This is a genomic window from Desulfovibrio sp. DV (assembly GCF_001936595.1).
Classification (GTDB): domain Bacteria; phylum Desulfobacterota; class Desulfovibrionia; order Desulfovibrionales; family Desulfovibrionaceae; genus Solidesulfovibrio.
Genome location: NZ_MLBG01000141.1, coordinates 1 through 11,400, shown reverse-complemented (window position 1 = coordinate 11,400; position 11,400 = coordinate 1). Strand labels below are relative to the sequence as shown.

Below are 11,400 nucleotides of genomic sequence, written 5' to 3'. Positions count from 1 at the left end.
CCGCCGGAGGCACTCTTTTCAATTGTTGCCAACGCCCCTTCGTATTTCAACCAACCTGAGGAGTCTCCATGATCGGTCGTTTTTCCAGCCTCGGCGACTACCGGGGTCTGTTTTCCTTCAAGGATTTCGCTGTGTGTCTGGCTGGCGGCGGGCTGGCCCTGGCTTCGTTCGTCGTCGGGCAGGCAGGCTGGCCGGTCTGGCTGGCGGTGGCGCTTGGGCTTGGCGCGGTGGCTGTAAACGGCCTGCCCATTGTCATCGAGGCCGGGAAAGGCGTTTTGGAACGCCGGGTCAATGTGGACGAGTTGGTGAGCATCGCCATCGTGGCCTCGCTGCTGCAGGGCGAAGTGCTGACCGCTGCCACCGTGAGCTTTATTATGACGCTTGGGGCCTTGGTGGAGGAGGCGGTCAGCGACGGGGCCAGGCGTTCCATCGAGGCCCTGGCCTCGCTGGCTCCGGAGGAAGCGGTGCTGGTCACTGACGACGGGGCCGAGCGCAACGTGCCGGTGGCGGACATCGGGGTGGGCGACCGGGTGCTGGTGCGTCCGGGCGAGCGCATTCCGGTCGACGCCGTTATCGAGTCGGGCATAACCGCCGTGGACGAATCACCCCTGACCGGGGAATCGCTCCCCAGGGAGCGCGCGCCCGGAGACACCATCCTGACCGGGACGCTCAATTACACCGGCCGGGTGGTGGCCCGGGCCAGCAAGATCGGGGAGGACTCCACCTTCGGCAAGGTGGTGCGGCTGGTGGTGGCGGCCGAGGCCGGCAAGCCGCGCGCTGCCCGGGTGGTCGACCGCTATGCCACGTATTTTACGCCGCTGGTCCTGGCCTGTGCCGCTCTGGCCTGGATATTGAGCGGCGACGCCGACCGGGCCGTGGCCGTGCTGGTGGCCGGCTGCCCCTGCGCCCTGCTCATGGCCGCCCCGACCGCCACGGTGGCCGCCATCGGCCGGGCCGCCAAACGCGGCATCCTTATCAAGGGCGGGCAGTATCTTGAAGAGGCGGCCCGGGCCGATGTGGTTCTTTTTGACAAGACCGGCACCCTGACCCTGGGCCGGCCGGTGGTGGACGCGGTCCTCCCGGCGGCCGGGGAGACGGCCGACGGGGTTGTCGGCTGCGCCGCCTGCCTGGAGTGCCACTGCAACCATCCGCTGGCTGCTGCGGTCATGGACGCAGCCCGGGCCGCCGGCCTTGCGGTGCGCCCGGCCGACGCCATGATCACCGAGATCGGCCTGGGCGTTCGCGGCGAGATGGACGGCCGGGCCGTGGAAGTGGGCAGCCCGGAAATGATGGGCGGCGAAACGGCTTTGCCGCCGGAACTCGCTGCCGGCCTGGACGAGATTCGCCAGCGCGGGGCCACGGCCCTGGTGGTTCGCCGGGGCGGCGCGGTCATCGGGCTTCTGGCCGTGTCCGACACGGTCCGGGACAACGCCGGCGCAGCCATCGCCGCCTTGCGCGGGCTTGGCATCACCACTGTCGGCATCGTGTCGGGCGACCACGACAAGGCCGTGTCTTCCATGGCCGCCGGCATCGGCGTCACCGACGTCTGGTCCGAACTGAAACCCCAGGGCAAGCTCGACGTGCTGGACGGCTTGCAGCGCCAGGGCCGGCGGGTGCTTTTTGTTGGCGACGGCGTCAACGACGCCCCGGCCCTGGCCCGGGCCAACGTGGGCGTGGCCATGGGCGTGGCCGGCTCCGACGTGGCGCTTGAGACCGCCGATATCGCCCTGCTCAACGATGATCTTGGACGCCTGCCCTTTCTGGTGTATCTTGGCCGGCGCATGACCAAAATGATCACCATCAATATCGGCCTGGGGCTGGTATTTAATTCCGTTGCCATCCTCGGCAGCGGCTACGGCCTGCTTTCACCCATCATGGCCGCCCTCTTTCACAATATCGGCTCCATCGTGGTGGTGCTGTCCTCGGCCAGTCTGGCCCTGACCGCCGAACCCGGAACACAGGCCGCCAAGGTGTAATTGCATGGAAACCGAACAGCTCACCCGGTTGCTCATTGAGTTCTACGAGAAATTTTCCTCGTGGGAACACGGCGTGGTCAAGGAATCCGGCCTGTCACTGCCCCAGATGCACACCCTCGAAATCCTTGGGGCGGACGGCGATTTGCGCATGACCGAGCTGGCCGGCAAGATGGGCATTACCACCGGGTCGCTGACGGTGCTGGTGGATCGGCTGGAGCGGGGCGGCTTTGTGGTGCGAAAGCCCCACGAGACCGACCGCCGTTCCATCCGGGTGAGCCTGACAGCCGAGGGGCGGCGGCTTTTTGCCGAACACCACAAGCTCCACGACCAGCTCACCCAGGAGATTCTGTGTGCCTTGCAACCTGATGAGGCCGGCCAGTTCGCAGCCATGCTCTCCAGGATCACGACCTGTTTTTAAGGTGAGGCCAGACCGCCATGGCTCAGGCGAGGGCGGCCTTGCCCGGTGTGGGCCAAGGCTGCCGGCCGGGACACGGGCCAACGACCGGGCAGGGGGATTGGCTGCGGGAGGGCCAATGCGTTCGGTTTGGCCCCGGAAGGGAGCGCACGCGTCAGGGCAAACCGCTTGTGATGGTCTGACGGAAGGTGCTAGGGTCCTGCCATGTTGGCACAACCGTATGCGGACCTGACGGACAGGCAAAGCCTTGAGGACGGGATGGCCTTATTGCTGGCCGTGCCGGACCGCAAGGCCTTGCTTCAGGTCGTCATTGGGCTTGTGCGCCGCTGGACCGGATGCGAGGCCGTGGGCATCCGGCTGCGCCATGGCGATGACTATCCCTATTATACGCAGGACGGATTTCCAGACAGTTTCATACAGGCTGAGAATGCATTGTGTATCCCGGCACAGGAAACGCAAGGGTTCGTTGCCGGCCTTTCAGGTGCTGTGCTTGAATGCATGTGCGGCGCGGTCATTTCCGGCCAGATTGATGCAACAAAGCCTTTTTTTACGCCGGGCGGCAGTTTTTATACCGGCTCGACATCCAGACTTCTGGCCGGGGTATCCGAAGCGGAATTACGCGGCAAGACCAGAAACCGGTGCAATGCTGCGGGCTATGAAACCGTTGTGCTGGTTCCGTTGCGGGCCGCCGATACCACGCACGGTTTGCTGCAGGTAAACGACCGTCGGCCGGATTGCCTGGATCTGCCGAGCGTTACGCGCTTGGAACAGCTGGCCGCCGGCCTTGCCATCTTATTGTCCCGCCAGGAAATGGCTGCGGCCCTGGCCGCGTCCGAAGCCCGGCACCGGGCCATGTTTTTTTCCAATATCGCCGTCAAGCTGCTCATTGATCCCGCAACCGGCAGCATTGTGGACGCCAACCCGGCGGCCTGCGACTTCTACGGCTTCTCCCTCGACCAGATCCAGCAGCTGTCCATCTGGGACATCAATGCCATGCCGGGCGATCTGGTGCGCCAGGAGATGGACCGGGCCAAGGAAGAGGGGCGGGGCTTTTTTCAGTTCCGGCATCGCCTGGCCAATGGGGAGGTGCGGGAAGTGGAGGTCTACTCCGGGCCGGTGGAGTATCTGGGGCGCAACCTGCTCTTTTCCATCATCCATGACGTCACCGACCGGGTGCGGGCCGAGGAGGCCAGGGATCGGGTGGAGCAGATGCTGCGCCACGACCTGCGTTCCCCCCTGGCCGGCATTGCCGGACTGGCCGGGCATCTGGCCGAATCGAACCTGTCGGAAAAGCAGCGGGAGATTGCCGCGGTCATTCGGGACACGGCCGCCGGACTCAACGAAATGGTCGGGCGCAACCTCGATCTGTGCAAGATCGAGCAGGGCCGCTACCAGTTGGTCCCCCAGCCTGTGCCGCTTGTTCCCTTGCTGCGCCGCCAGGCCCAGGTGGCCGCGCCCCTGGCCGGCCGGCGGGAGCTGGCCCTGGTGTTTGGCCCGGGCCTGGATGCTGCGGTCTGCGAGGACCATGGTCCGGTCGTGGCCGGCGAGGCCGGGCTTTTGACCACGGTTTTTTCCAATCTGCTCACCAACGCCCTGGAAGCCGCACCGCCGGGCTCGGCCGTCACCCTGTCCCTGGCGGCCGGGGAGGGCATGGCCCGGGCCACGCTGCACAACCAGGGCGTCATCCCCGAAGACATTCGTCGCCGTTTTGCCACCAAGTACTCCACCAGCGGCAAACCCGGCGGCACCGGCCTTGGAGCCTATACCGCCCGCACCATTGCCCGGCTTCATGGCGGCGATCTCGCCTGGGACTCCAGCGAGGCGGCCGGGACCAGCCTGACTGTGGTGCTGCCGCTTCACGCCGGCGATCTTTCGTCGCAATCCGTCTGACCGTCCAGGGCCCCTCTGGCCGGCCGGGGTCCGGGCCTCACTCCGCCGGATCGCCAAAGACTGACAGCAGTTCCTCCAGGCCGGCAAAAACGCCCAGATCCTGACAGCTGGCCCCTCCTTCCGGGGCCGGGCGGCCGGTTATGGCCCGGATGATGGCGTCGGCGTGGCCAAGCTCCCGGGCGATGTCCGGGGCGTGGAGGTAGGGCAGGCGGTTGCCGCTTAAAATAAGCGTTTCGTAATTGCTCTTGGCCAGGGCTTCTTCCTGCTGGGCGGCCCGGCGCAACTGGGCGGCCAGCTGGTTGCGCCGGGCAAACAGGGCGGGCAGCGGCAGGCTGCCGGCCGGCAGGTCGGCCAGAAACCGCAGGGCAAAGCGCACAAGCTGGGCGGCCTGGGCCGTATCGGCTGCGCCTGGGGGCAGTTTGTCGAACAGGGTTTGGGCAAAGGCGGCTGCAGCCGGGGTCCAGTCCGGTCCGATCTGGCGGGCAGCCACGGCCAGCTCCCGGGCCTCGCTTGGCAGGTGCGTCTCCAGCCGGGCGCGCAGCCCGGCCGGGAGATTGCGGTGGGGGGCCAGACGGTCGATCAGGCGGCGAACGCTCTCCGGGGACAGGGGCAGCGGAATGCGGCTGCCGCCCGGCAGGCGGGCAACGGCCCGTGGCGCGCCGGCCATGACGGCCCGGGCCAGGGCAGGGAGGTCGGAGGCTTTAAGCCCGGCCTGTCCCAGGACGTCTTCCAGGGCCAGGGCTGCGGCCGGGCCGGGGAAAAGGAGCAATTCCAGCAGCGAGGCGGCCTGGGGATCGTCGCCGTCGGCCACCAGGGCGGCGAGGGCCGTGTCCGGAAGGTCGCCGTGGGTGGAGGCTATGAAATGGACCACGGCGTCGTCCTGGGGAAGTCCCTGTTCAAGGATGTCGATGATGGCTGCCGCGACGGTCGAAAGCGTGGTGTCATGCATGGTTGATCCAGGTTTTTTGCGCTGTGCCGCCCGGCAGGCGATTGACAGGCGACGTGGAATATTATTAACAAAATCGGTAATCAGGTCGAAGCGGTCCAGGATGTGCGGACCCCAGGCCGGCACACGACTTACCCGCCCCAGGGCGGCAGCAAGGCCTCTTCATGCCCCCGAAAATGGACTTCGACAACTACGACACCGGCCCCTTTTACGATGAAATGTTCACCGCCGACGGCAAACCGCGCCACGGCTGTCGGATGCTCCATGAAAAGATCAAGTCCCTGCCGCCCGGCGATATCCTGGCCCGGCAGACGGCGGCCGAGCAGGCCTTTTACGACATGGGCATCACCTTTACCGTGTACGGCCACGAAGAGGGAACGGAAAAAATTTTCCCTTTCGACATCATCCCCCGGGTCATCGCGGCGGCCGAGTGGGACGCCGTGGAGCGCGGGCTGGTCCAGCGCATCCGGGCGCTCAACCTGTTTATCGACGACGTCTACCATAAGGGCCGCATCATGGCCGACGGGATCATCCCCCGGTCAGTGGTCGAATCCTCGACGGGCTATTTCAAGGAATGCCAGGGATTAAATCCGCCCCGCGGGGTGTGGTGCCATATCACCGGGTCCGATCTCGTGCGCGATGAGACCGGCCGGTTCATGGTGCTCGAAGACAATCTGCGCTGCCCCTCGGGCGTGTCCTACGTGCTGGCCAACCGCCGGATATTGAAGCGCGCCTTCCCGCAGGTGTTCGAGGCCATCGACATCCGGCCGGTGGACGACTACGCGCCGCTTCTGCTCGACATGCTCCACGCCATCGCCCCACCGGCCGCCCCCCGGCCGACGGCCGCGCTATTGACCCCGGGCGTATATAATTCGGCCTATTTCGAGCACACCTTCCTGGCCCAGCAGGCCGGCATCGAGCTGGTCGAGGGGCGGGATCTGGTCGTTGTCGACGGCTACGTCCACATGCGCACCACCAAGGGCCTCAAACAGGTGGACGTGCTCTATCGCCGGGTGGGCGAGGACTTTCTCGATCCCAAGGTGTTTCGGCCTGATTCGCTGCTCGGCGTGCCCGGCATCATGGAGGTCTACAAGGCCGGCCGGGTGGCCATGGCCAACGCGCCCGGCACCGGCGTTGCCGACGACAAGGTGGTCTATGCCTACGTGCCCCAGATGATCCGCTACTACCTGGGCGAACAGCCGTTGATCGACAACGTCGAGACCTTCCTGTGCTGGGAGGACAAGCAGCGTCGCCATGTGCTGGAAAATCTCGACACCATGGTCGTCAAGGCGGCGGCGGAATCCGGCGGTTACGGCATGTTGGTCGGCCCGGCCTCCACGCCCGAGGAACGTCTGGCCTTTGCCGCCAAGATCGAGGCCGATCCGCGCAATTACATTGCCCAGCCGACCATCAACCTGTCGCGCGCCCCGGTCATCGTGGACGACCATTTCGAGGGCCGCCACGTGGATCTTCGTCCCTACATCCTCTACGGCGAGGACATCCGGGTCATTCCCGGGGGACTGACCCGGGTGGCGCTCAAGCGCGGCTCCCTGGTGGTCAATTCCTCCCAGGGCGGCGGCAGCAAGGACACCTGGGTGCTCGGCTCCGGCCAGACCCGGCCGGACGTTTTGCCGTAAGCACACGCGCGTTGCCATGATCGAATCCAAGGAGCACCCATGCTAAGCCGCGTGGCCGAAGCCATCTACTGGATGAGCCGCTATCTGGAACGGGCCGAGAACATCGCCCGGTTCCTCGACGTCAACTGGCACCTGACCCTGGACACGCCCGGCGGCAGGGGCGAGCAGTGGATGCCGCTGGTCTCGGCCATGGGCGACCATGGGCTGTTCACCGACCGCGGCCTGGCCGAGAACCGCAAGACCGTCATCCGCTTTCTGGCCTTTGACCCGGAATACCCCAATTCCATCGTCAACTGTCTGGCCCGGGCCAGGGACAATGCCCGCACCATCCGCGAGATCATCCCCACCGAGATGTGGGAACAGATCAACACGTTTTACCATCTGGTGCGTGAGGCAGCCCGGAGCTACGAAACAGTGCTCAATAACCCGTACCACTTCTGCGATGAGGTCAAACGCCGCGATCTGACCATCAGCGGCATTGCCGGCGATGCCATGAGCCATGACGAGGCCTGGGACTTTTTCCGTCTTGGCCGGCTGCTGGAACGGGCGGACAAAACTTCGCGCATCCTCGACGTCAAGTACTTCATCCTGCTGCCGCGTCCCTCCGACATCGGCTCCAACCTCGACTATGTGCAGTGGGGGGCTCTTTTAAAGGCCATCAGCGCCCTGGAGGCCTACCGCCGCCGCCATGGCCGCATCCAGCCTGAGCGTATTGTGGAGTTTTTGCTGCTCGACCACGACTTCCCGCGCTCTTTGCTGTGCTGTCTTATAAAGGCCCAGCAGTGTTTGCACGCCATTACCGGCACGCCCATGGGCTATTTCGCCAATCCGGCGGAAAAGCGTATCGGCTTATTGTGCGGCGATCTGGCCTATAGCGGTGTGGAGGAGGTGTTTTCCATGGGGTTGCATGAATTTACAGACAATCTGCAAACCCGGATGAACCTTGTGGACGAGGCCGTATTCGCCACCTTTTTTGCCACCTTTCCGGCTATTGACGCCGCCAGCCAACAGTGACAAGAGAGCGCCATGACATTTTGCCTCGGCATTACGGTAGAGGACGGCCTTGTCGGCATCGCCGATACACGCATCACCTCCGGCAACGAGCTGACCAGCGCCCAGAAGGTTTCCATCTACCAGAACGGGCATGGGGCCTTTTTTCTCATGACCTCCGGACTGCGCTCGGTGCGCGACAAGACCCTGACCTATTTTGAAGAGGCGCTCGAAACCTGCGCCAAGCCTTTCGACAAGCTCTACAAGGTCGTCAACGCCTTTGCCGCCGAACTGCGCCGGGTGGCCACCGAGGACAAGGCCTTCCTGGCCGAGTCCGGCCTGGGGTTCAATCTCCATGTCCTCATTGGCGGCCAGATGACGGCGGACGCAAGCCACAAGCTCTTTCTGGTCTATCCTGAGGGCAACTGGGTGGAAATCAGCCAGGGCACCCCCTATCATATCATCGGCGAGGGCGGCTACGGCAAGCCGGTGCTGGACCGCACCCTCAAATATTCCGATCCCCTGCGCATGGCCCTCAAAGTCGGCTGCCTGGCCTTTGACTCCACCCGCATCAGCGCCTCGGACGTGGATTTTCCCATAGACGTCGTGTTGTACCACCGGGGCGGCCTGGAACTGGTGCAGCACCGTTACGAGAAGGAAGACCTGGCCGACATCTCCTCCTGGTGGCAGGAGCATCTGCGCGGGCTGGTCCACGACCTGCCTTCGGAGTGGATCGACAATGTGGCCTCCAAACTGACCAAGGTGTGCGGCAAGGCCGGCTGCCTGCCCGAATTGAAGTAGTCCGTGATCTGCCGTATCCTTCACCGCACCCGCTACGAGTACGGGTGTCGCGTCTTCCTGGAACCGCATCAGGTCCGGCTCGTGCCGCGCGGCGACGCCAGCCAGCGCCTGCTGGCCTTTAAGGCCGTCGTCACCCCCGAACCGGCCGGCCGCACCCTGGTCACCGATGCCCTGGGCAACACCGTGCTGGTGGTCTGGTTTGCCGGCACCACCGATTATTTTGCCGTGACCACCGAGGCCGTGGTGGAGACGTTGCGGGACAATCCTTTCGACTATCTGGTGGAAACGCCGCGGGCCGTGCTGCCCATGCCGCTCCTTCGGGCCGAGGCCGCCGTGGCCGGGGCCTGCCTGGAGCCCGTAGCCGGGGAGCAGAGGCGGACCCTGGCCCTGGCCGAGAGCCTTTGCCAGGGCGCCAACACCGCGCCCCAGGACTTTGCCCTGACCCTGCTCTCCTGGATCAGCGCCAATCTGCGCACCAGCGTTCGCCACGAGCCGGGCATCCTCGACCCCGACGCCGTCCTGGCCGCCGGGGAAGCCTCCTGCCGCGATCTGGCGGTCTTTTATCTGGCCGCCTGCCGCCATGTCGGCATCCCGGCCCGGTTCGTCAGCGGCTACCAGGAGGGCGACCCCGACAGCGACGAGCGCGACCTGCACGCCTGGGCCGAGTTGTGCCTGCCCGGTGGCGGCTGGCGCGGTTTCGATCCCTCCCTGGGCTTGGCCGTGGCCGACCGCCACATCGTTTTGGCCGCCTCTCCCCATCCTGACGACGCCGCCCCGGTTTCCGGGTCTTTTCGGGGCGACGGGGCTACGGCCCGCCTGACCCACGATATTCGGCTTGAAGTGTCCCAGCCCAACGGGTAGCGCGGTATTGGGGGTTGGGTTTCATGGCTGCTTGGAGTATCGTTTTCCGGAAACGAAACGGGGGCTGCATGAGTTTTTGCTGTCGTGCGTCCATGTGGCGTCTGCTGCTGGCCGTCCTTATTCTCTGCCTGCTTTTGGGGGCGAACAGCCCGGTCCAGGCTGCCTCATCGGCCCTTGCCCTCACGCCTGAAGAAAAAGCCTTTATCGAAGCCCATCCGGTCATCCGGTTCAGCGACACGGACTGGCGGCCACTGTCCATCTATGAAGACGGCCGTTTGCAGGGGCTTTTTCACGACTATTTTAATCTGATTTCCCAAAAGACCGGTCTGGCCTTCCAGTTCGTCCTGGTCGGCGACGGCCATGATTTCCAGCAGGTCCTCAATGCCTTGAGCGACCGGCACATCGACATGATCGACGGTACGGGCAAGACGCCGGACCGGGCCAATTACGCGCTTTTTGTGGGGCCGTTCCTCCGCTTTCCCCTGGCGATCATGAGCCGCGATGATGTGGCCGCCTATTCCCTGGATACCCTGGCCGGCAAGCGGGTGGCTGCCGGCAACGGCGGCACGGCTTACGAATATATCCGGGACCAGGGCAAGGACATCATTTTGATCCCGGCCAAGGACGCCGGCGAGGCCCTGACCATGGTATCGGTCGGCAAGGCCGACGCCGCGGTGGAAAATCTGGCCGTGGCCGCCTATGCCATTCGTGGGGCAGGACTGGCCAACGTCAAGATTTCCGGCCAACTCGACTACAATTTCGAGATCTTTTCCCTGGTGCGCAAGGACTGGCCGCTTCTTGCCTCCATTTTGCAAAAAGCCCAGGCTGCGGTGGACGACGCCGAAAAGGCCGCACTTTTGGGCAAGTGGCTGCCGATCTCCAAAACCATAACCCAGCCGATCGGCCCGGGGGCTTCCGAGGTCATGGGCAAACCGGCCGATACCCGCACCGGCGTGACCCTGACCGACCGGGAGCGCGAGTACCTCGGCCGCAAGAAAGCCCTGTCGTACTGCGTGGACCCGGATTGGGCGCCCATCGAGCGCATCGACGAAAACGGCCGCCATGTCGGGATATCCGCCGATTTTCTGAATCTTATGAGCGAGCGCCTGGGTGTGCCCATGGTGCTTGTGCCGACGAGTTCCTGGAGCCAGAGCCTGGCCGCCGTGCGCGCCCGGCGCTGCGATTTCCTGGCTGCTGCCGGGGAAACCAAGGAACGCCGGGGCTACCTGCGTTTTTCCACGCCCTATCTGCGGTTTCCCATGGTCGTGGCCACCCGGGCCAAAACGCCGTTTATCGACGACCCGGCCGGGCTGTCCGGCAAGACCCTTGGCGTGGTCAACGGCTACGCCAGCCTGGACATTTTGCGGGCTAAATACCCCGATATGCACCTGATGGAAGTGCCGAGCGTTTCCGAAGGCCTGCGGCTGGTGGCCGACGGCAAACTCTATGGCTACATCGACACCGTGCCGGCCATAAGCCAGGTCATCGCCAAGGACCATTTCAGCGATCTCAAGATCGCCGGCCGCCTGGATGCCCAGCTGGACCTGTCCGTGGCCGGCCGGGATGACGAGCCGGAGCTGGCTTCGTTGTTCCAAAAGGCCGTCAATTCCTTGTCCAAGGAAGAGTCCGAGGCGGTCATCAAGAAGTGGGTGGCCGTCACCTTCGAGGAGAGCTTTGACTATTCGAAGTTCTGGAAGGCGTTGGCCGTGGCGGGTGTGGTCTTCGCCCTGATCGTGTGGTGGAACCGCAAACTCTCCCGGCTCAACCGGGCCATCCGGCAGGCGCACGAAGCCCTGGATGACGTCAACCGCAACATGGCGGCCCTGCTTGACAATGCCGGCCAGGGCTTTTTATCCGTGGACCGCGACGGCACCATAGCCCCCC

At 64.8% G+C, this 11,400-nt stretch carries 9 protein-coding genes; 8 read left to right on the top strand and 1 reads right to left on the bottom strand.

The window, feature by feature from the left end:
• Positions 1 to 68: 68 nt before the first annotated feature.
• The 3 genes from DVDV_RS20205 to DVDV_RS20195 all read left to right on the top strand — a co-directional run bounded on the left by DVDV_RS20205 (position 69) and on the right by DVDV_RS20195 (position 4,281).
• Positions 69 to 1,976: a cation-translocating P-type ATPase gene (locus tag DVDV_RS20205; RefSeq protein WP_075356383.1), complete on the top strand. Its 1,908-nt coding sequence runs from the start codon at positions 69 to 71 to the stop codon at positions 1,974 to 1,976.
• A 4-nt stretch (positions 1,977 to 1,980) separates the two neighbouring features.
• A complete protein-coding gene (locus tag DVDV_RS20200) occupies positions 1,981 to 2,394 on the top strand; it encodes a MarR family winged helix-turn-helix transcriptional regulator (protein ID WP_075356382.1) in 414 nt (137 codons plus the stop codon).
• A 255-nt stretch (positions 2,395 to 2,649) separates the two neighbouring features.
• Positions 2,650 to 4,281 carry a PAS domain-containing sensor histidine kinase gene (locus DVDV_RS20195; protein ID WP_254845465.1) on the top strand — a complete coding sequence of 544 codons (1,632 nt, stop codon included), beginning with the start codon at positions 2,650 to 2,652 and terminating at the stop codon, positions 4,279 to 4,281.
• A 37-nt stretch (positions 4,282 to 4,318) separates the two neighbouring features.
• Here DVDV_RS20195 and DVDV_RS20190 read toward each other — a convergent pair whose 3' ends face one another.
• Positions 4,319 to 5,230, bottom strand: a complete 912-nt coding sequence (locus DVDV_RS20190; protein ID WP_075356380.1) for a hypothetical protein — start codon at positions 5,228 to 5,230, stop codon at positions 4,319 to 4,321.
• 161 nt (positions 5,231 to 5,391) lie between these two features.
• On the opposite strand from DVDV_RS20190, the gene DVDV_RS20185 reads away from it, so the two are divergent.
• From DVDV_RS20185 to DVDV_RS20165, 5 genes are all read left to right on the top strand, one after another.
• A complete protein-coding gene (locus DVDV_RS20185) occupies positions 5,392 to 6,864 on the top strand; it encodes a circularly permuted type 2 ATP-grasp protein (RefSeq protein ID WP_083634848.1) in 1,473 nt (490 codons plus the stop codon).
• A gap of 39 nt (positions 6,865 to 6,903) precedes the next feature.
• The gene (locus DVDV_RS20180) at positions 6,904 to 7,878 is read left to right on the top strand and encodes an alpha-E domain-containing protein (protein WP_075356379.1); all 975 of its coding nucleotides are present in this window, start codon (positions 6,904 to 6,906) and stop codon (positions 7,876 to 7,878) included.
• Between the two features lie 12 nt (positions 7,879 to 7,890).
• Positions 7,891 to 8,655, top strand: a complete 765-nt coding sequence (locus tag DVDV_RS20175) for a peptidase (RefSeq protein WP_075356378.1) — start codon at positions 7,891 to 7,893, stop codon at positions 8,653 to 8,655.
• Between the two features lie 3 nt (positions 8,656 to 8,658).
• Positions 8,659 to 9,516, top strand: a complete 858-nt coding sequence (locus tag DVDV_RS20170; RefSeq protein WP_075356377.1) for a transglutaminase family protein — start codon at positions 8,659 to 8,661, stop codon at positions 9,514 to 9,516.
• Positions 9,517 to 9,584: 68 nt separating this feature from the next.
• Positions 9,585 to 11,400 (top strand): transporter substrate-binding domain-containing protein (locus DVDV_RS20165; protein ID WP_139311689.1); only part of this gene is annotated, 1,816 nt, incomplete at its 3' end.

Bases quoted from the DNA above. Each gene is read 5' to 3' on its own strand.
- DVDV_RS20185 (WP_083634848.1), top strand. From the start codon at position 5,392: ATGCCCCCGAAAATGGACTTCGACAACTACGACACCGGCCCCTTTTAC.
- DVDV_RS20205 (WP_075356383.1), top strand. From the start codon at position 69: ATGATCGGTCGTTTTTCCAGCCTCGGCGACTACCGGGGTCTGTTTTCC.
- DVDV_RS20180 (WP_075356379.1), top strand. From the start codon at position 6,904: ATGCTAAGCCGCGTGGCCGAAGCCATCTACTGGATGAGCCGCTATCTG.
- DVDV_RS20175 (WP_075356378.1), top strand. From the start codon at position 7,891: ATGACATTTTGCCTCGGCATTACGGTAGAGGACGGCCTTGTCGGCATC.
- DVDV_RS20200 (WP_075356382.1), top strand. From the start codon at position 1,981: ATGGAAACCGAACAGCTCACCCGGTTGCTCATTGAGTTCTACGAGAAA.
- DVDV_RS20190 (WP_075356380.1), bottom strand. From the start codon at position 5,230: ATGCATGACACCACGCTTTCGACCGTCGCGGCAGCCATCATCGACATC.
- DVDV_RS20195 (WP_254845465.1), top strand. From the start codon at position 2,650: ATGGCCTTATTGCTGGCCGTGCCGGACCGCAAGGCCTTGCTTCAGGTC.